The organism is Rathayibacter sp. AY1H2 (assembly GCF_002931985.1).
In the GTDB taxonomy this organism is placed as follows: domain Bacteria; phylum Actinomycetota; class Actinomycetes; order Actinomycetales; family Microbacteriaceae; genus Rathayibacter.
The window spans coordinates 1-26,186 of record NZ_PSUV01000012.1; the positions used below are offsets into that span (position 1 = coordinate 1).

Sequence of the window (26,186 nt, forward strand, 5' to 3'; positions counted from 1 at the left end):
GGGGGGCGGGGGGAGGGGGAACGCGTCATCGCAGGACTTTCTCGAGTGGCCGGCGGGGGCCGGAAGAGGGGGTACTCGATGCTCGCACGGCGGACGCACGAGTGGGACCGGAACGGGGGCCCTCCGTCTGGGGGACGCGCGGGAGCTGAGGTCCTCCGCGGGTCAGAGCGCCGGGAGAGGCCGCCTGAGAGCGTCCAGCCGCTTCCGCCAGGCGTCCAGGCGGCCCGGCTCCGCGGCGAGCGCCGGTCCGTCCGCCCAGGCGGTCGCCAGCCGCAGACCGTGCAGGGCGTTGGCCGTCCAGACCTCACGGCCCTCGAGCGACTCCGGCTCGGCCGGGGCCTCGATCACGTCCACGCCGAGCGCGCCGGCGAGCACCGAGACGGTGCGAGCCGTCACGCTGCGCACGCGGGTGCTCGTCGCCGGAGGGACGACCAGCGCGTCGCCCAGCCACCACAGGATCGCGCTGCTCGCTCCGTCGATGACGGCGCCCTCGGCGTCGAGTAGCACGGCCTCGTCCGCTCCCGCGGCGTGCGCGCGCGTCCGCAGGAGGGCGAGACGTGCGATGTCCGGCCCCTTCCAGGACGGTGTCCGGCGCGGATCCACGGGGCTCGTCCACAGCACCACGGAGCGGGTCGTCGGCGGGGCGGATCGCAGCCGGAGCCGCAGGGCGCCTCCCGAGAGCTCGACGCGGGGGAAGGAGCGGCCCTCGCGGGGCAGGGCGGCGATCGCGGCGTGGAGGAACGGCTCGACGTCCGGGTGCCCGCCCGCCGAAGCGACGGAGGCGGCGAACCGCTCGCGGTGCAGGTCGAGCCCGCGGACGCGTCCCTCGTCCACCAGCCAGGAGTCGGCCGCGTCCAGGGAGGTGCCGGGCGGCTCGGGAACGCTCGTCAGGGCCCGCCCGTCCCACTCCCGAACCTGCTCGCCGTCCACGACCGCCTACGCTAGCCCAGTGGTCTCGGAGGATCGGCACGTCCGCTCGATCGAGCTGCCCTGGGTCGATCCGGAGCTCGCGCACCACGCCCTGTTCGCCACGGCCGAGGCGTCGTTCTGGCTCGACTCGGGCCTCGGAGCGACGAGCGGCCGCTCCTACCTCGGCGCGTGCGCCCGCGGGGACGTGCTCCTCGTCGAGGCCGGCGGCGACGTGGCGGCGGCGCTCGCCGCGGTCGACGACGAGGCCCCCGCGGGCGACCGCGCGCTCGGCCGCTACGGCTGGATCTCCTACGAGGCGGGAGCCGCCTCCGTCTCCCTGCCCTCGGCGCCGACCGGCCCCGCGGATCCGCCGGCCCTCGCCCTGCTCCGGGGCGACCCCGTGCTCGAGTTCGACCACGGCACCCGGACCGTCCGCCTGGTCGCCACGGGAGACGTGCAGGAGCTCACCGCGCGCCTGCTCGAGCTCGTCGGCGCGCCCGCACCCGCGGACCCCGCGGATCCCGAGCCCGCCGGCGACCCGGTCCGCCGCCACTCCGCCGCCGAGTACACGGCGCTGATCGGCCGCTGCCAGGAGGCCATCCGCGCGGGGGACGCCTACCAGCTCTGCCTCACCGACGAGATCGTCGTCGAGGGCCGGTTCGATCCGGTCGAGGCGTACCGTCGCCTCCGCCGCTCCAGCCCGAGCCATCACGGCGGGCTGATCCGCCTCGACCCGCTCGCGCTCGTCAGCGCCTCGCCCGAGCGGTTCCTCACCGGCGGGGCCGACGGACGCGTCGCCACGCATCCCATCAAGGGCACGCGCCCCCGGGGCCGGGACGCCGACGAGGACCGCGCGCTCCGGGACGAGCTCGTGTCGAGCGTGAAGGAGCGGGCCGAGAACGTGATGATCGTGGACCTCGTCCGCAACGACCTCGCCCGGATCGCCGCCCCCGGCTCCGTCGTCGTCGACCGCCTGCTCGAGGTGGAGAGCTACCCGCACGTCCACCAGCTGGTCAGCGAGGTCTCGGCCCGCCGGGCGCCCGGCGTCGGGATCGCCGAGCTGATCGCAGCCCTCTTCCCGGCCGGCTCGATGACGGGAGCGCCCAAGCGCCGGGCCGTGGAGCTGCTGCGGGAGTGGGAGGGCGGTCCCCGCGGCGTCTACTCCGGCGCCTTCGGCCGCCTGGGCTCGGACGGCTCGCTGGACCTCGCGATGACCATCCGCACCCTCGTGCTCGACGGCGAGCGCGCCCGCCTGGGGACCGGCGGCGGCATCACCGCCCTCTCGGTGCCGGAGGAGGAGGTCGAGGAGACGCGGCTGAAGGCGCGGGCGCTCCTCGCGGTGCTGGGCGCCGCCGAGGAGTGAGCGGGCGCCGCGTTCGTCTGCCGTGCGCGCAGGGCCAGTAGGGTTGATGGTCGAACGCAGCCGCCCACGCGTGCGCGTTCTCCCCCTCCTTCAGAAGTGAGAAGCACCTGTGGCAGAAGACACCTCCCGGCAGACCGGCGCGAGCGACGAGGAGCGCTACGACTTCCGAGCGCTCCAGGAGAAGTGGCTCCCGATCTGGGAGGAGACGCGCCCGTTCGCGACGGACGACCCCGACGACAAGCGCCCCCGCAAGTACGTGCTCGACATGTTCCCGTACCCCTCGGGCGACCTGCACATGGGCCACGCCGAGGCGTACGCGCTCGGAGACGTGATCGCGCGCTACTGGCGCCAGCAGGGCTTCAACGTCCTCCACCCGATCGGCTGGGACAGCTTCGGCCTGCCCGCCGAGAACGCCGCGATCAAGCGCGGGCTGAACCCGGTCACCTGGACCTACGACAACATCGAGCAGCAGAAGCGCTCGATGAAGCGCTACGCCGCGTCCTTCGACTGGGACCGCGTGCTGCACACCTCCGACCCCGAGTACTACAAGTGGAACCAGTGGCTGTTCCTCAAGATGTACGAGAAGGGCCTCGCCTACCGCAAGGACAGCTGGGTCAACTGGGACCCGGTGGACCAGACGGTCCTGGCGAACGAGCAGGTCCTGGCGGACGGCACCTCCGAGCGCTCCGGCGCGGTCGTGGTCAAGAAGAAGCTCACGCAGTGGTACTTCAAGATCACCGACTACGCCGACCGGCTGCTCGACGACCTGAACCAGCTCGAGGGCTCCTGGCCGTCGAAGGTCATCGCCATGCAGCGCAACTGGATCGGCCGCTCCATCGGCGCCGACGTCGAGTTCGAGATCGAGGGCCGCGACGAGCGCGTCACCGTCTTCACCACGCGCCCCGACACGCTCTACGGGGCGACCTTCATGGTCGTCGCGCCCGACTCCGACCTCGCCTCCGAGCTGGTCGAGGGCTCCGAGCCCGCGATCCGCGACGCGTTCCGCAGCTACCTCGAGACGGTGCAGAAGTCGAGCGAGATCGAGCGCCTGACCGCCGACCGCCCCAAGACCGGCGTGTTCCTCGGCCGCTACGCGGTGAACCCCGTGAACGGCGAGCGGCTGCCGATCTGGGCCGCCGACTACGTCCTCTCGGACTACGGCCACGGAGCCGTCATGGCCGTGCCCGCGCACGACCAGCGCGACCTCGACTTCGCCCGCGCCTTCGACCTGCCCGTGCGCGTGGTCGTCGACACCAACGCGTCCGTCACCGGGGCGATCCCGGTCATCCCGGAGGACCCGGAGGAGCTGGCCGCGCTCGAGAAGGAGTACTCGCTCGACCCCGCCACGACCGGCGAGGCGCTGACCGGCGACGGCCGCCTGATCAACTCCGGGCCGCTCGACGGGCTCTCCAAGCGCACCGCCATCGAGCGCGTCATCAGGATGCTCGAGGAGCGCGGCCGCGGCCGCTCGGCCAAGAACTACCGCCTGCGCGACTGGCTGATCTCGCGTCAGCGCTACTGGGGCACCCCCATCCCGATCATCCACGGAGCCGACGGCGAGCTCGTGCCGGTTCCCGAGGACCAGCTGCCCGTCGTCCTGCCCTCCACCGACGGTCTCGACCTGCAGCCGAAGGGCTCGTCGCCGCTCGGAGCGGCGGAGGACTGGGTGAACGTGCCGCACCCGGTGGACGGCTCGCCCGCCCGCCGCGACCCGGACACGATGGACACCTTCGTCGACTCCTCGTGGTACTTCCTCCGCTTCCTCTCGCCGAAGGACGACACGCAGGCCTTCGATCCGAAGCTTGCCGAGAAGTGGGCGCCCGTCGACCAGTACGTCGGGGGCGTGACGCACGCGATCCTGCACCTGCTGTACGCGCGCTTCATCACCAAGGTGCTGTTCGACCTGGGCTACGTGTCGTTCACGGAACCCTTCACGGCGCTGCTCAACCAGGGCATGGTGCAGATGGACGGCGCGGCGATGTCCAAGTCGAAGGGCAACATCGTCCGCCTCTCGGACCAGCTGGACGAGTTCGGCGTCGACGCCGTGCGCCTGACGATGGCGTTCGCCGGCCCGCCCGAGGACGACATCGACTGGGCCGACGTCTCGCCCGGCGGCAGCGCGAAGTTCCTCGCCCGCGCCTGGCGCCTGGCGAAGGACGTCACCTCGAGGCCCGACGTCGAGTGGAAGTCGGGCGACGCGGCTCTGCGCCGCCAGACCCACCGCTTCCTCGCGGAGTCCCCGTCGCTGATCGAGGCGTTCAAGTTCAACGTCGTGGTCGCGCGGCTGATGGAGCTCGTCAACGCGACCCGCAAGGTCGTCGACTCGGGCGCCGGGGCCGGGGACCCCGCGGTCCGCGAGGCGGTCGAGGTGGTCGCGATGGCTCTCAACCTGTTCGCGCCGTACACGGCCGAGGACATGTGGCACCGCCTGGGCTACGAGGGCACCGTCGCGCACGCGCTCTGGCGCAAGGCCGACCCGTCGCTGCTGGTCGAGGAGAAGGTCACGGCGATCCTGCAGGTCGACGGCAAGGTCCGCGACCGGCTCGAGGTCTCGCCGAAGATCTCCTCCGACGAGCTCGAGGAGAAGGCGCGGGCCACGGCCGGCGTCGCCCGGGCTCTCGTCGGCCGCGAGGTCGTGAAGGCGATCGTGCGGGCGCCGCGCCTGGTGAACCTGGTGACGAAGGCGGTCTAGCCGCCGATCCGTCACGACGGGGCTCCTCCTCTCGCGGGAGGGGCCCCGTCGTGCGTTCTGCGCCGGTGCTGCCCTCTCCTCCACAGGGAGGCGATCCGGCGGGCTCTCCCCGGATCGGCGTCGGCGGCCGCTCCGGGCGGGGACACGGGTCCTACCGTCGGCGGATGCCAGAGACCAGCGGGACGGACGACGAGCAGCTGACGGCGCTGCTGCGGCCTCGGCGCTCCCGCCCGCGCTGGCGCGTGGGAGTGGGAGCGGCGGTCGTGCTCGTCATCGGCGCCGCGGTGGTCGCGGTGCTGCTCGCGGGAGCACGGTCGAGCGGTCATGAGCGGGTCCTGGAGCCCGCCGTATCGACGAGCGCGCCCGCTGCTGCGGTGGTCGAGTCGCTGTACGTGCACGTGGCCGGGGAGGTCGCCTCTCCCGGGCTGTACGTCCTGTCGCCGGAGGCGCGGGTGGCGGACGCGGTCGCCGCCGCCGGAGGGTTCCAGGAGTCGGCGGAGCGCGCGGCGGTCAACCTGGCCCGGAGGCTCGTGGACGGCGAGCAGATCGTCGTGCCGGCCGTGGGAGCGGCGCCGGCCGCGGCGGGAGCGGCTCCGGGCGGGGCCGCTCCAGCAGGGGCCTCCGCCGCCGGATCCGTGCTGAGCCTGAGCACGGCGACGGCGGCCCAGCTGGAGGAGCTGCCCGAGATCGGCCCGGCGACCGCGAAGAAGATCGTCGCCCACCGGGAGGCGAACGGCCCGTTCTCCTCTGTCGACCAGCTGCTCGAGGTCCCCGGGATCGGCGAGAAGACGCTCGCCGCGTTCCGCGACCAGGTCGCGCCGTGAGGAGCGTGCGGGCGGCGGACCTGCGGCTCCTGCCGGCAGCGGTGGCCGCCTGGACCACCGCGTGGGCGGCCGGGATGCTGCCGGTCGCGGCAGTGCTCGACGGGGGCCTCTCGTGGTGCGCCGCGGGCTGGGTGCTGCTCGGGGCGGCGTGCGTCCTGCTCCGGCGCGGCCTCGGCGGGCGGCTGGTCGGAGCGGTGCTCGTCGGGGGCGCGGGTGCCGCCCTCGCCCTCACCTCCGTCGTCGCCGCGGCGCCCGGTGACCACCCGGCGTCGCTGCGGGAGGCACAGGAGGATCGCGCCCTCACCCCGGTCACCGTGCGCGTCGACACGGGTGCCCGACCGCTCGCGACCGGGGGAGTGTGGTTCGACGCGACGGCGCTGCGGGTGGGAGACGCGTCGACCGCGGCCCCCGTCCGCGTGCTGCTCGCCGATCCCGGCGGTCGGCTGCCGGTGGGCGCCGAGCTCGACCTGGAGGCGCGTGCTGCGGCGCAGGAGGCGCCCGTCGGCGAGGCGACGATGCTGAGGGCGGCGTCCGTTCAGGACCGGCGCGGTCCCGGGGGAGCGGCGGCCGTCGCGGAGGTGCTGCGCTCGCGCTTCCTCGAACGCGCGGCGCTGGTCGGCGGCGACGTGGCGGGGCTGCTGCCGGGCCTCGCGACCGGCGACACGTCCGCGCTCGACGCGGGGCTCGAGGAGGCGATGCGCACCGCGTCGCTCACCCACCTGACCGCCGTCTCGGGCGCCAACTGCGCCGTGGTGGTGGTCGCCGGCTGGACGATCGCGGCGCTCCTCGGCGCCGGGCGCCGCCTCCGGACCGTCGCCGCCCTCGCCCTGCTCGCCGGCTTCGTGGTGCTGGTGACCCCCGAGCCGAGCGTGGTGCGGGCCGCCGTGATGGCGACGGTGGTCCTCCTCGCGCGGCTCGGGCGTCGCTCCGGAGCGGCCGTGCCCGCCCTGCTCGCGACCGTCGTCGTGCTCGTGGCCGCCGACCCCTCGATCGCGGGGAGGCTCGGCTTCGTGCTGTCCGTCCTCGCCACCGCCGGACTCCTGCTGCTCGCCGAGCCGATCGCGGGCGCTCTCGGTCGAGTGCTGCCCCGGCCTCTCGCCCTGCTGCTCGCGGTGCCGACCGCGGCGCAGCTCGCCTGCCAGCCCGTGCTGCTGCTCGTGGACCCGTCGGTGCCGGTGTACGGAGTGCTCGCCAACCTGCTCGCCGAGCCCGCGGCACCCGCCGCGACCGGGCTCGGGCTCATCGGCTGCCTGCTCGCCCCCTGGTGGCCCGGAGCCGCCGACGCTGCGATCCGGCTCGCCGCCGTCCCCGCCTGGTGGATCGCCTCGATCGCCCGCGCCGTCGACTCGTGGCCCGCCCCGAGGATCGCCTGGTGGCCCGGAGTAGGAGGAGCGCTCACGCTCACCGTGCTGACCCTGCTCGCCCTCGTGCTGGTCACGCAGTCGCCGCGGCTCGCGCGGGTGCGCCGGATCGCCGCCGTCGGGCTGGCGTGCGCGATCGCCGCCGCCGGCGGCACCACCGTCGCCACGCCGCTCCTCCGCGCCGCCTCGGTTCCCGAGGACTGGCGTGTCGCGATGTGCGACGTCGGGCAGGGCGACGCGGTCCTCCTCCGCGGAGACGCGGGCGTGCTGCTCGTCGACACGGGGCCCGAGCCCGCACCGCTCGAGGCCTGCCTCCGCCTGATGGGAGTGGACCGGATCCCGCTGCTGGTGCTCACTCACTACGACCTCGACCACGTCGGCGGGCTCCACGCCGTCCTCGGACGGACCGATGCCGCGCTCGTCGGGCCCGCCGCGGGCCGCGACGACGAGCGCGACCGGGCGGCGCTCACCGGCGCCGGGGTCGCCGTGCAGGAGGCGGTCCGCGGCGACAGCGGCGCGCTCGGCTCGCTGCGCTGGCGGGTCGAGTGGCCGGAGCGGCGGAGCGCGCTGCGGGGCAACGAGGCGAGCGTGACCCTCCGGGTCGACATCGGCGCGGACGCCCGCGGCGGCCCGCTCTCCGTCGCACTCCTGGGCGACCTCGGCGAGCAGGAGCAGGGGCGCGTCTCCCGACTGCCGGTCGGCCGGGTCGACGTCGTCAAGGTCGCGCATCACGGCTCCGCCGACCAGTCGCCCGCCCTCTACGACGCGCTCGGCGCGAGCGTCGGGCTGATCTCCGTCGGGGCGGAGAACGACTACGGGCATCCGAATCCGTCGCTCCTCGCTCTGCTGGCCGAGCGCGGGGTCGAGGCGCTGAGGTCGGATGTCGAGGGTACGGTCGTGCTCGCGTCCCGCAGCGACGGGATCGCGGTCTGGGTGAGCGGCGCGACGGCTCCCGCGGCGGCCTCGGGGCGCCGTGAGCGGGCCGTAGGGTGGAGGGCGCTCGGACGGGCGCGGCACGGAAGGACACGGCATGGCAGGCAGGGCCCCGGCGCGCGCGAAGGCAGCGCCCTCGAAGGCGGCGATCCCGCAGCTCGCCTGGAACCAGACCCGGCCGGCGCCGATCGTGCTGATCACCGGCCCGGAGCAGTTCCTCGCCGACCGCGCGCTGCGCTTCCTCCGCGAGTTCCTCCGGGCCGAGGACCCGAGCCTCGAGGTCAGCGACATCGACGCCGGCGGCTACGCGCCGGGGGAGCTGCTGACGCTCGCGAGCCCGTCCCTCTTCGACGAGCCCCGCCTCATCCGCGTCTCGAACGTCGAGAAGTGCACGGACGCGTTCCTCCTCGAGACCCTCGACTACCTCTCGGCGCCCGCGGACGGGGCGACCCTGGTGCTCCGCCACGGCGGCGGCAACCGGGGCAAGAAGCTCCTCGACGCCATCCGCTCGGGCACGGGCGGCGGCATCGAGATCGTCTGCGCCGAGCTCAAGCGCGAGAGCGACAAGGTCGACTTCGCGATCGCCGAGTTCCGCACCGCCGGCCGCACGGCGACCACCGGTGCCGTCCGAGCCCTGGTGTCTGCCTTCTCCGACGACCTCGACGAGCTCGCGTCGGCGTGCCAGCAGCTGCTGTCCGACGTCACCGGCGAGATCACCGAGGCGACCGTCGCGAAGTACTACGGCGGCCGCGTCGAGACCACGGCCTTCACCGTCGCCGACTCCGCGATCGCGGGCCGTCACGGCGAGGCGCTGCTCGGGCTCCGCCACGCCCTCGCCTCCGGTGCCGACCCGGTACCGATCGTCGCCGCGTTCGCGAGCAAGCTGCGGACCATGGCGAAGGTCGCCGGCTCGCGCGAGGGCTCGGGCCAGGTCGCCTCGCGTCTGGGCCTCGCTCCGTGGCAGGTGGACCGGGCCCGGCGCGACCTGCAGGGCTGGACCGGCGAGGGCCTCGGCACCGCGATCCTGATGGTCGCCGACGCCGACGCGAACGTGAAGGGCGCCACCCGCGACCCCGTCTACGCCCTCGAGCGCATGGTCTCCGTCGTCTCCGCCCGGGGCCTCTGACCCGCCCGAAAGGCCCTGCGCCCGCGATCCGCACCGACCTCGTCCTCGGCGGTTCTCGGTACGCCGCTCCGCGGCTGCTCGACCAGCAGCGAAGGGTTCACCTCCGCTCGCAGGCTCGCACCGCGGCCGACGAAGAGTCGGACGACGACCTCGCAGGGTCACCGGCGACCCGCGTGTCAGCGGATCGTCGTACCCGGAACGGAACCCGCTCCTCCCACTGCGACCATGCGCGGAAGCCGACTGCGCGACGGGCGACGAGGCACGAGGAGCCCGTCGAGATCGGTGCGGGTCACCGGCGATCCGCGTGCGAGCGGATCGTCGTACCCGGAACGCAGGACTCTCCTCCCACCGCGACCACCCCTGTAAGCCGACCGCGCGACGGCCGACGAGGAACGAGGAGCCCGTCGAAGACGGCACAGCTCACCGGCGATCCGCGTGTCAGCGGATCGTCGTACCCCGAAACGCTCTCCGCGCCTCCCCCCGCGACCCTCCGCGGTAGCCGACCGGGCCGCAGCCGATCGAGAGCCGGACGATGCCTTCGTAGGGTCACCGGCGATCCGCGTGCGAGCGGATCGTCGTACCCGGAACGAAACCCGCTCCTCCCACCGCAACCAAGCGCGGAAGCCGACTGCGCGACGGGCGACGAGGCACGAGGAGCCCGTCGACCGCGAAGCGGAAACGACGAAGGGCCCGGCCAGAGGCCGGACCCTTCGTCGTTGCAGCTTCGCGCAGTACTACAGCGCGGCGACCTGCTTCGCGATGGCCGACTTGCGGTTCGCGGCCTGGTTCTTGTGGATGACGCCCTTGCTGGCGGCCTTGTCGAGCTTCTTGGCGGCGAAGGCGAGGGCGGTGCCGGCCTTCTCGGTGTCGCCGGCGGCGATGGCGGTGTGGACCGAGCGGATGGCGGTCTTCAGCTCGCTCTTGACGGCCTTGTTGCGCTCGTTCGCCTTCTTGTTGGTGAGGTTGCGCTTGATCTGCGACTTGATGTTTGCCACGTGGATTACCTTCTTCTCGGATGTGCGTGTGTGCAGCCGGCTACTCGACGGAGTGCCCCTTCCGCGGGCGTCTGAACGCCCTGCGGTGCGACTGGAGGTCGCCGGCTTCTGATCACTCCACGCCTGCCGGGTGTCCGGAGGGGGAGCGCAAGCCAACAAGGAACTTTAGCGCACCCGTCGTCACCCTTCAACCGCGCCGCGCCCGCGGGTGCGGCGCCGTCCGGGTCGGGGCCGCCGGCGCGACACGCCAGGGGAGGCGGACCGCCGTGGCGTCTCGCGGTCCGGGCCCGCCGGTAACGTGACGCCGGTGCCCCGTCTCGCCGATCACCTCTCCGCGGTGCCGCCCTCGGGCATCCGCCACCTGTTCGAGATCGCGCTGCGGCTCGACGGAGTCACCCTCCTCGCGGTGGGCGAGCCCGACGTGCCGACCGCGCCGCAGATCATCGAGGCGGCCCGGGCGGCGTGGGCGGCCGACGACACCCGCTACGGGCCCAACGGCGGAGTCCCCGAGCTCCGGCGCGCCCTCGTGGAGAAGCTGGCGCGAGACAACGGCATCGAGGCGGACGTCGAGCAGGTGTGGGTGACCGTCGGCGCCACGCAGGCGCTGCACCAGGCGATGACGCTCCTGCTCGGGCCCGGCGACGAGGTGCTCATCCCCGACCCGGGCTACACCGTCTTCACGACCAACGCGCGGACCATCGGCGCCGTCCCCGTGCCGTACACGCTGCGCGCCGAGAACGCCTTCCTCCCCGATCCCGAGGAGGTCGAGCGCCTGATCACCGACCGGACCCGCGTCCTGATCGTCAACAGCCCGTCCAACCCGCTCGGCGTGGTGTTCCCGAGGGAGGTCCTCGAGCGCCTGCTCGACATCGCCCGGCGCCACGACCTGTGGGTGCTCAGCGACGAGGTCTACGAGTACTTCACCTACGGGCGCCCGCACGTGAGCCTCGCGGCGATCGCGCAGGAGCGCGGGGACGACGCCGATCGCGTCCTCAGCGTCTTCTCCTTCTCGAAGACCTACGCGATGACCGGCGTCCGCGTCGGCTACCTCGTGACGCCTCCCGGCTTCACGTCGATCATGGTCACGGTGCAGGAGGCGGCGATCAGCTGCGTCGCCACTCCGGACCAGCGCGCAGCCCTCGCCGCTCTGACCGGGCCGCAGGACGCGGTGGCCGCCGCCTCCGACCACTACCTCGCCAACCTGCGGCTCGCGACGGGCGTGCTCGACGAGCGGGGGATCGCCTACCGCGAGCCCGAGGGCGCGTTCTACCTGTGGATCGACATGGCGCACGCGACCGGCGGGGACGTCGCCTCCTGGGTCGAGTCGTTCCTCCTCGAGACCCTCGTCGCCGTCGCTCCCGGCAGCGCCTTCGGCCGCACCGGCGAGGGCTGGATCCGCGTCTGCCTCGCCGCTGACCCCGCCGCGCTGGAGCACGGGCTGCGCGCCCTCCCGGCCCCGGTGCGCGGATGAGCGCCGCCGAGGTGCTGGTCCGGCGCGTCCGGGCCCAGGAGTACGACGAGGTCTCGCGCCTGCGGCTCGCCGCCTACGCCCACGACTACGAGCTGGGGGAGGAGTACGCCGCCGACGTCGCCGCGGTCGCCCGGCACGACGTCGAGGGCGAGGTCTGGGTCGCCGTCGAGGGCGACGGGCGGATCCTCGCGACGGTCACCACTGCGCGCCCGGGCGCGAACCTGTACGAGCTCGGCCGCCCCGGCGAGCTGGACTGGCGGCTGCTCGCCGTCGCCCCGGAGGCACGCGGGCGGGGTCTCGGGCGGCTGCTCACCGAGTTCGTCGTGATGCTCGCCGCCGAGCGGGGCCTCCAGCGGGTCGTGATGAACAGCGGCACGCTGATGACCACCGCGCACGCCCTCTACGAGAGCATGGGCTTCGTCCGCCTCGGCGAGCGGGAGAACCCGCCCGGCGTCGAGCCCACCCGCACCTACGGACTCGATCTGTAGCCGCCGGTCCCGGCCTCCGCCGCCGGGCATGGGACACTGGTCCCACGATGTCTCCACGTGCACACTCCGGGCTCGAGCCCGCCGCGACCGATCCGGCGTCCATCCGCAACTTCTGCATCATCGCCCACATCGACCACGGCAAGTCCACCCTCGCCGACCGGATGCTCGGCATCACGGGTGTCGTCGAGGACCGGGCGATGCGCGCGCAGTACCTCGACCGCATGGACATCGAGCGCGAGCGCGGCATCACGATCAAGTCGCAGGCCGTGCGGATGCCGTGGGAGCGCGACGGGCGCACGTTCGCCCTGAACATGATCGACACTCCGGGCCACGTCGACTTCTCCTACGAGGTCAGCCGCTCGCTGGCGGCCTGCGAGGGCGCGATCCTCCTGGTCGACGCGGCGCAGGGCATCGAGGCCCAGACGCTCGCGAACCTCTACCTCGCGCTCGAGAACGACCTCACGATCATCCCTGTCCTGAACAAGATCGACCTGCCGGCCGCGGACCCCGAGAAGTACGCGAAGGAGCTCGCGAGCCTCATCGGCGGCGACCCGGACGACGTCCTCCGCGTCTCCGGCAAGACCGGCATGGGCGTCGAGGCGCTGCTCGACCGCGTCACCGAGCTCATCCCGCCGCCCGTCGGCGACCCCTCCGCCCCTGCGCGCGCCATGATCTTCGACTCCGTGTACGACGCCTACCGCGGGGTCGTCACCTACGTCCGGATGATCGACGGCAAGCTCTCGCCGCGCGAGAAGATCCAGATGATGTCGACCCGCGCCACGCACGAGATCCTCGAGATCGGCGTGTCGAGCCCCGAGCCCGTCGCGACGCAGGGTCTCGCGGTCGGCGAGGTGGGATACCTGATCACCGGTGTGAAGGACGTGCGCCAGTCGAAGGTCGGCGACACCGTCACCACGGCGTCCAAGCCCGCGACGCAGGCGCTGCCCGGCTACACCGAGCCGCTCCCGATGGTCTTCTCGGGCCTGTACCCGATCGACGGCAGCGACTACCCGGACCTGCGCGAGGCCCTCGACAAGCTCAAGCTCTCGGACGCGGCGCTCGTCTACGAGCCCGAGACGTCGGTGGCGCTCGGCTTCGGCTTCCGCTGCGGGTTCCTCGGCCTCCTGCACCTCGAGATCATCACCGAGCGCCTGCAGCGCGAGTTCGGTCTCGACCTCATCACCACGGCGCCCTCGGTCATCTACGAGGTCTCGACGGAGGACAAGAAGACCGTCACCGTCACGAACCCGAGCGAGTTCCCCGTCGGCAAGATCGCCGCCGTCACGGAGCCGATCGTCAAGGCCGCGATCCTCGCGCCGAAGGACTACGTCGGCACGATCATGGAGCTCTGCCAGAGCCGCCGCGGGACCCTGATCGGCATGGAGTACCTGGGCGAGGACCGGGTCGAGATCCGCTACCACATGCCCCTCGGCGAGATCGTCTTCGACTTCTTCGACAACCTCAAGTCCAAGACCGCCGGCTACGCCTCGCTCGACTACGAGCCCGCCGGCTCGCAGGAGGCCGACCTCGTGAAGGTCGACATCCTGCTGCAGGGCGAGCAGGTCGACGCGTTCAGCGCGATCGTGCACCGGGAGAAGGCCTACGCCTACGGCGTGCTGATGACGGGGCGCCTGCGCAAGCTGATCCCGCGTCAGCAGTTCGAGGTGCCGATCCAGGCCGCCATCGGCGCCCGGATCATCGCCCGCGAGTCGATCAGCGCGATGCGCAAGGACGTCCTGGCCAAGTGCTACGGCGGCGACATCACCCGCAAGCGCAAGCTCCTCGAGAAGCAGAAGGAGGGCAAGAAGCGGATGAAGATGGTCGGCCGCGTCGAGGTCCCCCAGGAGGCGTTCATCGCCGCGCTCTCGGGCGACGTCGAGACCAAGGACAAGAAGTAGGACTCCTCCAGCGGAGGCGCACCCCCCGAGAGGGGACCTGCGGTGAGGGGCCATTGCGGCGCCGATCACTTCCCAGGTAGCTTTCGAGCGCTGGACGCGGCTGCGGATCGAGGACGATCCGCTCGGGGGCTGGAGCGTCGACGGTCGGCCCTCTCATCACGATCAAGGGGGAAGCCCGTGGACTCTGCACGCACGAGGAAGCACTGGATCAGATCGGGGGCGGCGCTGCTGGGCGTCGCAGCGGTGACGGCGGGATCGCTCGTCGCCGCCGCACCCGCATCAGCCGCGAGCCGTGAGGTGCAGGCGTCGCCCGCGCCCTTCGTCTGGGAGGACATCGACCAGTTCGGCGTCGCGAAGGGCCTGTCCGTCTCCTCCGACGCGGAGACCATCACCGTCGAGCTCCCGGCCGCGAGCGCGTCCGCCGGGTTCACGGAGTGGTCGCACCCGGGGTACGAGACCGTGGACTGGCGCCTCAGCACCAGCGATGCCGACTTCGTGTCGGGCTCCTCGGCTGTAGACGCCGCCGCCAACACCATCGAGATCCCGCTCGAGCGCACGGTGGGCTCGTTCGAGCAGCCCGCGGTGAGGCTCGACCTCACCGCGGAGGCGCCGCAGGCGGACGACGCCTATGTCCCCCCGGCGCTCGAGTCCACGACGGGCTTCGACCTCAGCGTCACCGCCGGCCTGACCGTCGCTCCGGCGAGCGGCGAGGACGCGGCCGTGGTCGACCTGTCCGCGACCACTCCGAGCTCGACCCGCCACGACGGCGTCTTCTGGGCCGGCGGCGGCAGCCTGACCGACGCGGGCGCCGGCGACGTCGTCGTCGTCGAGACGGGCGTGCCCGGCTTCTTCGGCACCTCCGTCCGGGCCACCGTCGGAACGGACGGCACCCCGGCGCTCACCGCCCCCGCTAAGGTCCTCGACGACGGCTCGTCGGTCGCGGTGAAGCCGAACCAGGACTTCTACGACCGGTACCAGAACTTCGGCGACACTTCGCTCACGGGCGCTCCCTCCATCCGCGTCACGGGAGCCGGCCGCGGTGTCGAGCAGCCGGCGGGCTCCGCCTTCGTCGTCCGGGTGCCCCTCAGGGTCGTCGCGTCGACGACTCCGCCGACCACCGGGCCGACCCCTGGCAACGGTCCGACGGTGACCCGCCTCGCGGGCACCGATCGCCAGGGCACCGCCGTCGAGATCTCGAAGGCGACCTTCGACACCCCCGGCGTCCCCGTCGTCTACATCGCCACCGGCGCGAACTTCCCCGACGCGCTCAGCGCCGGTCCCGCCGCCGCGAAGCAGGGCGGCCCGCTCCTCTTGGTCGACCGCGACTCGGTGAGCCAGGTCGTGCGCGACGAGCTCACCCGTCTCAAGCCCCAGCGGATCGTCGTCGTCGGCTCCGACCTCAGCGTCAGCGACGCCCTCGCGACCGACCTCGGCCAGTACGCGAACGGGAGGGTCTTCCGCCTCGGAGGCACCGACCGCTACGACACGTCGCGGAAGATCATCGAGAGCGCCTTCGGCACCTCGCCGAAGGGGGCTTGGCTCGCGACCGGCGAGAAGTTCCCCGACGCGCTCAGCGCCACCGCCGCCGCGGGCAAGAACTCCGCCCCCGTCGTCCTCGTGAACGGCGGCCTCCCGGCGGCCGACCCGACCACTGTCGGGATCCTGACGCGGCTCCGGCCGCCGGTGCTCACCATCGCGGGATCCGAGCTGTCGGTCAGCGCCGGCATCCAGAACTCCCTCACGGTGCCGGCCGGACCGGTCGTCACCCGCATCGGCGGGGTCGACCGCTACGACACCTCGGAGCAGCTCAACCTGGCGGCCTTCCCCCGCGGGTCGAAGACCGTGTTCCTGGCCACCGGAGAGAACTTCCCCGACGCCCTGGCGGGAGCCGCGGCCGCCGGGGGCACGGGGAGCCCCCTCTTCGCCGTGCCCCCGACCTGCGTGCCGGTCAAGGTGCTGCAGGACATCAAGGCCGGCGGAGCGACGAGCGTCGTCCTCCTCGGCGGCACCGGCACCCTGTCCGACGCCGTCGCGAAGCTGACTCCCTGCAGCTGACCCGACCCGCACCACGACGAGGGCCCTCCTCCCGCTCCGGCGGGGGAGGGCCCTCGGTCGTTCCCGGCTCGGGACGCCGACGGTCGGATACGCTGGGTCGGATGGACAGCACCACCCGGCGCGCGGACTCGACGCGCGCCGCGCTCGAGGAGTCCGGGAAGAAGGTCGGGACGTGAGCATCCGCCGCTCCAACTTCGAGGGCCAGCCGCAGGTCACCTACGCGGCCGTCGGCGGCACTCTGGCACCCGACCTGCTCGAGTACCCGCCGGACGGCTTCACGGCCGAGCGCTTCGAGGCCCGTCTCGGCTCGGGCGACGAGCGCTTCGCCATCACCACCGCCTCCCTGATGACCTGGGGCGTGCAGCGCGGCAGCGGCATCGAGGTGACCGACATCACCAGCGGCAGCGGCGTGCAGTACACCGGCGTCAACTTCGACGCCGCGGGCACCCCGATCGACCTCGTCAGCCGGCCGACGGAGGAGCACTTCGCTCCCGACGGCACCCCCTACATCACCGCCGGCGTGACCGCCGTGCTCCGCGTGACCCTGCTCGGCCGCGTCTTCGACGCCCCGGTCCGCGTGGTCTACGTCGTCGACGAGCCCGACCAGGTCGGCTTCGCCTACGGCACCCTCGAGGGCCACCCCGAGAGCGGCGAGGAGTCCTTCGTCGTCGAGAAGCGCGCGGACGACTCGGTCTGGCTCGTCATCCGGGTCTTCTCGCGACCCTCCACCCGCCTCTACCGCCTGGGCGCGCCGGTGCTGCGCGCCGTGCAGAAGCGCCAGGTCGCCAAGTACCTGCGCGCGCTGCTGCCGGCGCGCGTCAGCTGACGTGGGGAGCGCCCTCCCGATCGCCGATCCTGCTCCGCTCGACGGCGGACTGCCCGCGTCCGTCGTCGACGGCGTGGAGCAGCGCGACCTCGGCCTCTACGTGCACGTGCCGTTCTGCCGGGTCCGCTGCGGGTACTGCGACTTCAACACCTACACGGCGACCGAGCTCCGCGGGGCGAAGCAGCAGGACTACGCCGACGAGGCGATCACCGAGATGGCTCTCGGTGCCGAGGTGCTCGAGCGCGCGGGCCTGCCCCGGCGCCCCGCCCGCACGGTCTTCTTCGGCGGCGGGACGCCCACCCTCCTGCCCGCCGGCGACCTGGTGCGGATGCTGGACGGCCTCCGCACCCACTTCGGGGTCGCGCCCGACGCTGAGATCACCACCGAGGCGAACCCGGACTCCGTCGATGCCGCCTACCTCCGCGCGCTGGCCGAGGCGGGCTTCACCCGCGTCAGCTTCGGGATGCAGTCGGCCGTGCCGCACGTCCTCGCCACGCTCGAGCGCACCCACGACCCGGAGCGGGTCCCGCTCGTGGTCGAGTGGGCGCGGGAGGCCGGCCTGCAGGTCAGCCTCGACCTCATCTACGGCACGCCGGGGGAGTCCCTCGCCGACTGGGAGCGGTCGCTCGACTCCGCGCTCGCCAACCGGCCGGACCACCTCTCGGCCTACGCCCTGATCGTGGAGGACGGCACGAAGCTCGCCCGGCAGATCCGCCGCGGCGAAGTCGCGACCCCCGACGACGACCTCACGGCCGACATGTACGAGCTCGCCGACGCGCGCCTGGCCGCTGCCGGGTACTCCTGGTACGAGGTCAGCAACTGGGCCCGCGACGACGCCCACCGCTCCCGGCACAACCTCTCGTACTGGCTCGGCCACGACTGGTGGGGCGTCGGTCCCGGCGCGCACAGCCACGTCGGAGGCGTGCGCTGGTGGAACGTGAAGCACCCGGCGGCCTACGCCGACCGGCTGAGCACCGGTGCCTCGCCCGCTGCCGGGCGGGAGACGCTCGACGCGGGCACGCGGCGTGTGGAGGACGTGCTGCTGCGCTCGCGCCTGGCGGACGGGCTGCCCATCGACGCGATCGACGCCGATCGGCGCAGCGAGGTGGCGGGGCTCATCGCCGACGGCCTCGTCGACGGCCGGGCGGCGCTCGGCGGCCGGATCGTGCTGACCCTGCGCGGCCGTCTGCTGGCCGACGCGGTCGTGCGCCGCCTCACCGACGGCTGAGGCCGGATCCCGGGGCGGGCGACGCACGGCCGCCCCGGTTCCGCGGCTACTTGAAGAACGGGATGCTGAGCGGGTACGTGTAGTACTCGCCCGCGCTGGCGCGCACCGAGGCGATGATCGCGAAGACGATCACCAGGATCGGCACGACCAGGAACACGATGAAGCCGACGAGCACGAAGGACAGGATCGTCCCGGCGACGTAGGCGATCAGCGTCGTCAGGTGGAAGTTGAGGGCCGTCTTGGCGTGCGCCTCGAGGAACGGTCCGCGCCCCTTGAAGACCAGGAAGACGATCAGCGAGGGCAGGAAGCTGAAGAAGATCCCGGTCACGTGCGTGACGATCGCCCAGGTCTTCTCGTCCGCCGGGTTCAGCGGCGGAGCCGGGGTCCCGTAGACGGGGGGCGGGGGAGGGGTGGCCGACATGATGGTCTCCGTTCCGGCGGCGGCGACGGGCGTCCCCCGTGCGCTCGGCGTCCATCGTGGCATGCGGCGACTCCCTGCGCACCGGGCCGCGCGGGACCTCCTCCTCGGGGATGACGGGGCTCCTCCCCGCGGCCCTGCAGGAGTGCACCCCGGCCGATCCCCGCGCAACCCCGCCGGGCGGTCCGCCTCCCGGTTATGATTGGCACTCAGAGTTGCGGAGTGCCAGGCTCCGCGCGGCGTCAGCGCCGCAGACGGTCGTGCCCGCGGGCACTCGGAGTCCGGCGGGAGGTCGGTCGTATGGTCACGGAGCGCGGTCTCCAGGTCCTGCGCGTGATCGTGCAGGACTACGTGGCGAACCGGGAGCCGGTGGGCTCGAAGTCGATCGTCGAGCGCCACGCGTTCGGCGTGTCGGCCGCCACCATCCGCAACGAGATGGCCCAGCTGGAGGAGGAGGAGCTGATCGCGGCTCCGCACACGTCCTCCGGCCGCGTGCCGACCGACAAGGGCTACCGCCTCTTCGTCGACCAGCTCGCCGACCTCCGCCCGCTCACCTCCGCTCAGCGCCAGGCGATCGAGACGTTCCTCGGGCAGAGCCCGGACCTCGACGAGGTGCTGGTCAAGACCGTCCGCCTGCTCTCGCAGCTCACCAACAGCGTCGCGCTCGTGCAGTACCCGTCGTTCGGAGCCGCGCGGCTGCGCCACGTGGAGCTCGTCGCCCTCGCTCCCCGCCGCCTCCTGTCGGTGCTGATCACCGACACCGGCCGGGTCGACCAGCGCGTGCTCGAGACCCCGGAGGACGTGGACGACGCGCTCCTGGGCGAGATCCGCGCGAAGCTCAACACGGCCGTGCTGGGCCTCGGGCTCCAGCAGGCGGCCGAGACGCTCGGCTCCGTCGCGGAGCGCTTCAGCCCCGAGCGGCGCCACGTGCTGACGCCGATCGTGCAGACCCTGCTCGAGCAGGTCGGCGCCAACCGGCAGGACCGCCTGGTCATGGCCGGCGCCGCGAACCTCGTCCGCACCGAGGAGGACTTCTCGGGCAGCATCTACCCCGTGCTCGAGGCGATCGAGGAGCAGGTGGAGCTGCTGCGCCTCTTCGCCGAGATGACCCCGGACCCCCGGGGCATCTCGGTGCGCATCGGCCGCGAGAACGCGCCGTTCGGGCTGCAGGAGACCTCGGTGCTCACGAGCGGCTACAACACCGCGGGCGGCCAGGTCTCGCGCCTGGGCGTGCTCGGCCCGATCCGGATGGACTACTCCGGCAACATCACCGCGGTGCGCGCCGTCGCCCGCTACCTCTCCCGCCTCCTCGGCGAGGAGTAGGCCCGACCTCCCGGCCCCCGCCGGATCCCCCCGGTGCGCCGTGCCCGGCCCACCGACCCACGAACGAAGGACGAAGCCACCTGTGGCCGATCACTACGAAGTGCTGGGCGTCGACCGCGACGCCTCCGCCGACGAGATCAAGAAGGCGTACCGCCGACTCGCCCGCGAGCTGCACCCCGACGTCAACCCGAGCGCGGACGCCTCCGAGCGCTTCAAGCTCGTCACGCACGCCTACGACGTCCTGAGCGACGCCCAGCAGCGGGCGCAGTACGACCGCGGGCCCCAGGAGGGCTTCGGCGGCGGCGGCCAGGGCTTCGGCGGGTTCGGCGACATCTTCGAGACCTTCTTCGGGCAGGGCGCGCAGGGCTCGTCCCGCGGGCCGCGCTCCCGCCGCGAGCGCGGCCAGGACGCCCTGCTGCGCGTGGAGGTCTCGCTCGACGAGGTCATCTTCGGCACCCACCGCGACCTCGAGGTCGACACGGCGGTGCTCTGCGAGACGTGCCAGGGCTCGTGCTGCCAGCCCGGCACCTCGCCGGTGACCTGCGACATCTGCCACGGCTCCGGCCAGATCCAGCGCACGGTCCGCTCGCTCCTGGGCAACGTGATGACGGCGAGCCCCTGCGGCACCTGCCGCGGCTACGGCACCGTCATCGCGACCCCCTGCTCCACCTGCCAGGGCCAGGGACGCGTCCGCGCCCGCCGCACCATCCCCGTCGACGTCCCCGCGGGAGTCGACACGGGCCTGCGCCTGCAGATGCCCGGCAGCGGCGAGGTCGGCCCGGCCGGCGGCCCCAACGGCGACCTGTACCTCGAGATCAAGGTCAAGCACCACGACGTCTTCAGCCGCAACGGCGACGACCTGCTCTGCACCCTCGAGGTGCAGATGACGGACGCGATCCTCGGCTCCACGGCGTCGCTCAAGGCGCTCGACGGCGACATCGAGATCGAGATCAAGCCGGGCACGCAGAGCACCGAGATCGTCACGATCAAGGGACGCGGAGTCACGCGCCTGCGGGGCAGCGGACGCGGCGACCTCCGCATCGGCATCCAGGTCGTCACCCCGACGAAGCTGGGCCACCGCGAGCGGGAGCTGGTCCAGGAGCTCGCGAAGCACTACAAGCCGCAGAAGCCCGCGCTGACCCACTTCCAGCAGGGCCTCTTCTCGAAGCTCCGCGACCGCTTCCTGGGCTGAGCCCGTGGCGCACCACTACATCGACGAGTCGCTGGACTCCGGCGGCTTCGTCGTCGGGGGCCGGCTCGCGCTCACCGGCGCGGAGGCACGGCACGCCGCGACCGTCAGCCGGATCCGCGCGGGCGAGAGCGTCCGGGTCGGTGACGGGCGCGGACTCGTCGCGACCGCGGTCGTCGAGAGCGCGGAGCCGGCGCGAGTGGTGCTCGTCGTGGAGTCGGTGCAGGAGTCCCCGGTTCCGTCCCCGCGCCTTGTCCTCGTCCAGGCCCTCGCGAAGGGCGACCGCGACGAGCTCGCCGTGCAGGCGGCGACCGAGCTCGGGGTGGACGAGGTCGTCCCGTGGCAGGCCGCGCGGTCGATCTCGCGGTGGTCGGGCCCGAAGGAGGAGAAGGGGCGCGAGCGCTGGCGGGCCATCGTGCGCGAGGCGAGCAAGCAGTCGCTGCGCCCCCGGGTGCCCGAGGTCGCGCCGCTCGAGCAGGTGCGCGGTCTCGTCGCGCGCGCCGCGACGTCCCGCGTGCTGGTCCTCGAGCCCTCGGCGCAGGCGCGGCTCTCCCAGGTGGTCCCGGACGGACGCGACCTGGTGCTCGTCGTCGGGCCCGAGGGCGGCATCGCTCCGGAGGAGCTGCGGCTGCTCGCGGAGGCGGGCGCCGAGGCCGTCGCGCTCGGCGACTCCGTCCTGCGCACCTCGACCGCAGGTCCCGCTGCCATCGCCGTCCTCTCGGCCCGCCTGGGCCGCTGGTGACGCTCCTCCACAGCCGCCTCGGGGCGCCGGAGCAGGGTGCCGTGGGCGAACGCGGCGCCCGTCGCGCACGGGCCCCGTTTAAGATGAGTGCATGAGCGAACCCACCGTCTTCACGCGCATCGTCCAGGGCGAGATCCCGGCCGATGTGGTGTTCGAGAACGAGCGCATCCTCGCGATCACCGACATCGAGCCGAAGGCGCCCGTCCACCTCCTCGTCTTCCCGAAGACCCAGGAGCACGCCACGGTCGCCGCCCTCGCCGCCGCCGATCCCGCCCTGCTCGCCGAGATGGTGCAGGTCGCCCAGTCGCTCGCCGACGCCCACAGCAACGGTCAGTTCCGCCTCGTCTTCAACTCCGGCGAAGAGGCGGGCCAGACCGTGTTCCACGTGCACGCCCACGTCCTGGGCGGCCACCAGACGGAAGGCTCCCTTGCCACCGGTTGAGAACACGGGCGCGAGCCCCGACGAGCGTCCCGCCCCCGGCGCGGACGCGTCCGAGACGACGCGGCGCGTCGTCGCCGTCGACGGAGTCGCGATGGTGCGCCTCCTCGGACCCCAGGACCGCCTCATCCGAGCGGTCGAAGGACGATTCCCCGATGTCCGGGTGCACGTGCGCGGCAACGAGGTGACGCTCGACGGCGAGCGCGAGCCCGTCGCCGCGGCGACGCGCCTGGTGGAAGAACTGGTGCGCATGACCGCGAGCGGGCACGATCTCGACCCGGAGGGCGTGCGAGAGTCCGCCCGCATCCTGCAGAACGGCGGGCCGGTGAGCCCGGCCGAGGCGTTCGGCCAGGCCATCCTCACGGCACGCGGACGGAGCGTGAGGCCCAAGACGCTCGGGCAGCGCGAGTACGTCGACGCGGTCGATCAGAACACCATCGTCTTCGGCATCGGCCCGGCCGGAACCGGCAAGACCTACCTGGCGATGGCGAAGGCCGTGCAGTCGCTGCAGCGCAAGGAGGTCGAGCGGATCATCCTGACCCGCCCGGCGGTCGAGGCGGGGGAGCGGCTGGGCTACCTGCCAGGCTCGCTCACCGACAAGATCGACCCGTACCTGCGCCCGCTCTACGACGCGCTGAACGAGATGATGGACCCCGAGATCGTCCCGAAGCTGCTCGCGGCCGGCACGATCGAGGTCGCACCGCTCGCCTACATGCGCGGGCGCACGCTCAACAACTCGTTCGTCGTGCTCGACGAGGCGCAGAACACGACGCCCGAGCAGATGAAGATGTTCCTCACCCGCCTCGGCTTCGGCTCCAAGATGGTCGTCACCGGCGACATCACCCAGGTCGACCTGCCGACCGGCGCGAGCGGACTCCGCCTCGTGACGCGCGTGCTCGACGGCATCGACGACATCCACTTCTCGCGCCTGACCAGCGAGGACGTGGTGCGCCACAGCCTGGTCGGCCGCATCGTGGACGCGTACACCGAGTACGACCAGCAGAAGCAGGCGCAGCACTTCGAGCGCGAGCAGGCCCGGGAGTTCGCGAACCGCGCCGAGCGCCGCGGCCAGGCCGCCCCCGTGAGCATCGAGATCAACAACGAGTCGAGCGTCCCCGTCGACGAGGCCGCCCTGCTGCGCCTCGCCGGCTACGCGCTCGACTCGCTCCACGTGCACCCCGACGCCGAGCTCGCGATCGTGCTGGTCGACGAGGGCGCGATGGAGCAGCTGCACGTGCAGTGGATGGACGAGCCGGGACCGACCGACGTGCTCAGCTTCCCGATGGACGAGCTGCGTCCCGGGACCGAGGACGAGCAGACCCCCGCGGGGCTCCTCGGTGACATCGTGCTCTGCCCGCAGGTCGCGCAGTCCCAGGCCGAGTCGGCCGGCCACTCCGTGCTCGACGAGCTGCAGCTGCTGACCGCCCACGGGCTCCTTCACCTGCTCGGCTTCGATCACGCCGAGCCGGAGGAGGAGCGCGAGATGTTCGGCATCCAGCGCGACATCCTGGTCGGCTTCCACATCAGCGAGCGACGCCGCTAGAGCGCGCCGTGCCCACTCTCCAGCTCCTCATCGCCGCCCTCGCGCTCGTCGCCGTCGGCGGCTGGTTCGCCGCGACCGACGCCGCACTCGGCGTCCTCTCGCGCAGCGACCTGCTCGACATGGCCCAGCACTCCCGCAGCGCCCGCGCTCTCCGCGCGATCGCGGGCGACATGAGCGCCCACGTCAACGTCGTCAACTTCTCGCGGATCGCGGCCGAGACGACGGCCGCGGTGTTCGTCACCACGGTGCTGGTCGTCGAGGTCCCGCAGCTCTGGCTCGCGCTCCTGCTGGCGGTCCTGATCATGGCGGCGGTCTCGTTCGTCCTGGTCGGCTCCAGCCCCCGCAGCGTCGGGCGCGCGAACGCCCGCGCGGTCCTGTCCACCAGCGCCTCGCTCGTGCACGTGCTCCGGCTCGCGCTGGGCCCGGTCGCGCACGGGCTCGTGGCCCTCGGCAACCGGGTGACGCCGGGGACCGGGCGCTCGGCGGGGTTCTCCTCCGAGGAGCAGCTGCTCAGCATGGTCGACGAGGCGACCGAGCAGGACGTGCTCGAGCAGGACGACCGCGAGCTGATCCACTCGATCTTCGAATTCAACGACACCTTCGTCCGCGAGGTGATGGTGCCCCGCACCGACATGGTGACGATCGAGGCGACCTCCTCCGTCGGCGCCGGCATGGGGCTCCTGCTGAGCCGCGGCATCTCCCGGCTCCCCGTCATCGGCGACGGCGTCGACGACGTCCTCGGCGTGCTCTACCTGCGCGACGTGGCCCGGCACACCTACGAGCGGCCGGACGACGACGACACGGTCGCCGATCTCGCGCGCCCCGCGCTGTTCGTGCCCGAGTCGAAGAAGGCCGACGAGCTGCTCCGCCAGATGCAGCTCGAGTCCAACCACCTCGCGATGGTGGTCGACGAGTACGGCGGCATCGCGGGCCTGGTGACGCTCGAGGACCTGATCGAGGAGCTCGTCGGCGACATCTCCGACGAGTACGACCGCGAGGTCGACCTCTTCGAGGAGACGGCGCCAGGGGTCTACCGCGTCTCGGCGCGCCTGCCGGTGGACGAGCTCGGCGAGCTGTTCGAGCTCGACCTCGAGGACGACGACGTCGACTCGGTCGGCGGACTGCTGACCAAGGCCTACGGGCGCCTCCCCGAGCGCGGCGCGACGGCGCGGATCGGAGGAGTGCTGCTCGAGGCCGAGCAGGCGGACCCGCGCCGTGGGACCATCTCCACGGTGATCGTCCGCCGCGATCCCGATCTGGACACCGCCGGCGAGCCCGGCACCGGCCCCGTCGCGATCATCGCGGACGGCGGCACCACCACCCCCAGCCCGAGCACGGCTCCCACCCGCGGAGCCACGGGCGATCAGCACGAGGACGCACGATGACCGACACCACTCCCGCCGCCGCTCCCTACCGGGCGGGCTTCGTGTCCTTCGTCGGCCGCCCGAACGTGGGCAAGTCGACGCTCACGAACGCCCTCGTCGGCGAGAAGATCGCCATCACGAGCTCGAAGCCCCAGACCACGCGGCGCGCTATCCGCGGAGTGGTGCACCGCACCGACGGCCAGCTGATCGTCGTCGACACCCCCGGCATCCACCGGCCGCGCACGCTCCTCGGCGAGCGGCTGAACTCGCTCGTCACCTCGACCCTCGGCGACGTCGACGTCATCGGGATGCTGTTCCCGGCGGACGAGCCGATCGGCCCCGGAGACCGCTTCATCAACGAGCAGCTCGACTCCTTCCCGCGCGCCCGGAAGGTCGCGATCGTCTCGAAGGTGGACCTCTCCTCGAAGAAGTCCGTGGCGAAGCAGCTGCTCGCCGTCTCGGAGCTGCGCGAGTGGGACACGATCGTGCCGATCTCGGCCGTGACCGAGGAGCAGCTGGACGTCCTGGCCGTCGAGCTCCTGCGCCTGATGCCCGTCTCGCCCGCCCTCTACCCGGAGGAAGCGGTGACCGACGAGGACCTGTCCTCGCGGATCGCCGAGTTCATCCGCGAGGCCGCCCTCGAGGGCGTCTCGGACGAGCTGCCGCACTCCCTCGCCGTGACGCTCGACGACATGGTCGAGCGCGAGGACGGCTCGCTGATCGACATCTACGCCAACGTCTTCGTGGAGCGCGACAGCCAGAAGGGCATCATCATCGGCAAGGGCGGCCAGCGCCTGCGCGAGGTGGGAGCCGTCTCCCGCGAGCAGATCGAGCGCCTGCTGGGCCGTCGCGTGTTCCTCTCCATCCGGGTGAAGGTCGCCAAGGAGTGGCAGCGCGACCCGAAGCTGCTCGGGCGCCTGGGCTTCTGACGCCGGAGGGACGACGGCGGTCACCCTCGCGGACGACGCCCCCGGGCGCGCGGACCCGTAGCGTGGTCCT

At 72.8% G+C, this 26,186-nt stretch carries 20 protein-coding genes and 2 pseudogenes; 19 read left to right on the plus strand and 3 right to left on the minus strand.

The features are described from left to right. Positions 1 to 162: 162 nt before the first annotated feature. Complete coding sequence (locus C5C29_RS09980; protein ID WP_258065417.1) at positions 163 to 930, minus strand: aminotransferase class IV; 768 nt, start codon at positions 928 to 930, stop codon at positions 163 to 165. A gap of 19 nt (positions 931 to 949) precedes the next feature. Here C5C29_RS09980 and pabB point away from each other — a divergent pair, with 19 nt between their 5' ends. The 5 genes and pseudogenes from pabB (at position 950) to holA (ending at position 9,208) form a co-directional block, all read left to right on the plus strand. After that, a complete protein-coding gene (pabB, locus tag C5C29_RS09985) occupies positions 950 to 2,272 on the plus strand; it encodes an aminodeoxychorismate synthase component I (RefSeq protein ID WP_104308338.1) in 1,323 nt (440 codons plus the stop codon). 109 nt (positions 2,273 to 2,381) lie between these two features. Further along, positions 2,382 to 4,964, plus strand: a complete 2,583-nt coding sequence (gene leuS, locus C5C29_RS09990; RefSeq protein ID WP_104225642.1) for a leucine--tRNA ligase — start codon at positions 2,382 to 2,384, stop codon at positions 4,962 to 4,964. Positions 4,965 to 5,128: 164 nt separating this feature from the next. After that, positions 5,129 to 5,788, plus strand: coding sequence for a ComEA family DNA-binding protein (locus C5C29_RS09995; protein ID WP_104308339.1), 660 nt, complete (start codon positions 5,129 to 5,131; stop codon positions 5,786 to 5,788). A gap of 695 nt (positions 5,789 to 6,483) precedes the next feature. Beyond that, a pseudogene (locus C5C29_RS17670) lies at positions 6,484 to 7,611 on the plus strand (ComEC/Rec2 family competence protein); the annotation flags it as partial. Between the two features lie 568 nt (positions 7,612 to 8,179). Next, entirely contained in the window at positions 8,180 to 9,208 is a 1,029-nt protein-coding gene (gene holA, locus C5C29_RS10015; protein WP_104308340.1) for a DNA polymerase III subunit delta, read from the plus strand. A gap of 734 nt (positions 9,209 to 9,942) precedes the next feature. On the opposite strand, the gene rpsT is transcribed toward holA, so the two are convergent. Further along, on the minus strand, positions 9,943 to 10,203 hold the full coding sequence (gene rpsT, locus C5C29_RS10020; RefSeq protein ID WP_097165711.1) for a 30S ribosomal protein S20: 261 nt from the start codon (positions 10,201 to 10,203) through the stop codon (positions 9,943 to 9,945). A 307-nt stretch (positions 10,204 to 10,510) separates the two neighbouring features. Here rpsT and C5C29_RS10025 point away from each other — a divergent pair, with 307 nt between their 5' ends. From C5C29_RS10025 to hemW, 6 genes are all read left to right on the plus strand, one after another. Continuing rightward, entirely contained in the window at positions 10,511 to 11,674 is a 1,164-nt protein-coding gene (locus C5C29_RS10025; RefSeq protein WP_104308341.1) for a pyridoxal phosphate-dependent aminotransferase, read from the plus strand. Beyond that, positions 11,671 to 12,162 (plus strand): GNAT family N-acetyltransferase, encoded by a 492-nt coding sequence (locus C5C29_RS10030; protein ID WP_104223126.1) that lies wholly within the window; start codon positions 11,671 to 11,673, stop codon positions 12,160 to 12,162. The genes C5C29_RS10025 and C5C29_RS10030 overlap by 4 nt, the downstream gene beginning before the upstream one ends. Positions 12,163 to 12,209: 47 nt before the next feature. Next, entirely contained in the window at positions 12,210 to 14,060 is a 1,851-nt protein-coding gene (gene lepA, locus C5C29_RS10035; protein ID WP_104223127.1) for a translation elongation factor 4, read from the plus strand. Positions 14,061 to 14,237: 177 nt separating this feature from the next. Next, a complete protein-coding gene (locus C5C29_RS10040) occupies positions 14,238 to 16,115 on the plus strand; it encodes a cell wall-binding repeat-containing protein (protein ID WP_146083481.1) in 1,878 nt (625 codons plus the stop codon). A gap of 172 nt (positions 16,116 to 16,287) precedes the next feature. Next, a complete protein-coding gene (locus C5C29_RS10045) occupies positions 16,288 to 16,941 on the plus strand; it encodes a DUF1990 family protein (RefSeq protein ID WP_244229440.1) in 654 nt (217 codons plus the stop codon). A gap of 1 nt (position 16,942) precedes the next feature. After that, a complete protein-coding gene (gene hemW, locus C5C29_RS10050; protein WP_104308343.1) occupies positions 16,943 to 18,169 on the plus strand; it encodes a radical SAM family heme chaperone HemW in 1,227 nt (408 codons plus the stop codon). A gap of 46 nt (positions 18,170 to 18,215) precedes the next feature. On the opposite strand, the gene C5C29_RS10055 is transcribed toward hemW, so the two are convergent. Further along, positions 18,216 to 18,653, minus strand: a complete 438-nt coding sequence (locus tag C5C29_RS10055; protein ID WP_244229439.1) for a DUF4870 domain-containing protein — start codon at positions 18,651 to 18,653, stop codon at positions 18,216 to 18,218. A gap of 234 nt (positions 18,654 to 18,887) precedes the next feature. Between C5C29_RS10055 and hrcA the strand changes: the two genes are divergently transcribed. The 8 genes and pseudogenes from hrcA (at position 18,888) to era (ending at position 26,116) form a co-directional block, all read left to right on the plus strand. Continuing rightward, the gene (gene hrcA, locus C5C29_RS10060; protein WP_104223131.1) at positions 18,888 to 19,910 is read left to right on the plus strand and encodes a heat-inducible transcriptional repressor HrcA; all 1,023 of its coding nucleotides are present in this window, start codon (positions 18,888 to 18,890) and stop codon (positions 19,908 to 19,910) included. Positions 19,911 to 19,992: 82 nt separating this feature from the next. Then, the gene (dnaJ, locus tag C5C29_RS10065; protein ID WP_104225203.1) at positions 19,993 to 21,102 is read left to right on the plus strand and encodes a molecular chaperone DnaJ; all 1,110 of its coding nucleotides are present in this window, start codon (positions 19,993 to 19,995) and stop codon (positions 21,100 to 21,102) included. A 4-nt stretch (positions 21,103 to 21,106) separates the two neighbouring features. Further along, complete coding sequence (locus tag C5C29_RS10070; protein ID WP_104225202.1) at positions 21,107 to 21,841, plus strand: 16S rRNA (uracil(1498)-N(3))-methyltransferase; 735 nt, start codon at positions 21,107 to 21,109, stop codon at positions 21,839 to 21,841. A 91-nt stretch (positions 21,842 to 21,932) separates the two neighbouring features. Beyond that, the gene (locus C5C29_RS10075) at positions 21,933 to 22,283 is read left to right on the plus strand and encodes an HIT domain-containing protein (protein ID WP_104225201.1); all 351 of its coding nucleotides are present in this window, start codon (positions 21,933 to 21,935) and stop codon (positions 22,281 to 22,283) included. A 91-nt stretch (positions 22,284 to 22,374) separates the two neighbouring features. Continuing rightward, positions 22,375 to 23,346, plus strand: a pseudogene (locus C5C29_RS17500) (PhoH family protein); the annotation flags it as partial. A 15-nt stretch (positions 23,347 to 23,361) separates the two neighbouring features. After that, positions 23,362 to 23,823: an rRNA maturation RNase YbeY gene (gene ybeY / locus C5C29_RS17505; protein ID WP_104223424.1), complete on the plus strand. Its 462-nt coding sequence runs from the start codon at positions 23,362 to 23,364 to the stop codon at positions 23,821 to 23,823. An 8-nt stretch (positions 23,824 to 23,831) separates the two neighbouring features. Next, complete coding sequence (locus C5C29_RS10085) at positions 23,832 to 25,208, plus strand: hemolysin family protein (protein WP_104223425.1); 1,377 nt, start codon at positions 23,832 to 23,834, stop codon at positions 25,206 to 25,208. After that, positions 25,205 to 26,116, plus strand: a complete 912-nt coding sequence (gene era, locus C5C29_RS10090; RefSeq protein ID WP_104223426.1) for a GTPase Era — start codon at positions 25,205 to 25,207, stop codon at positions 26,114 to 26,116. Before C5C29_RS10085 ends, era begins: the two co-directional genes overlap by 4 nt. Positions 26,117 to 26,186 lie beyond the last annotated feature (70 nt).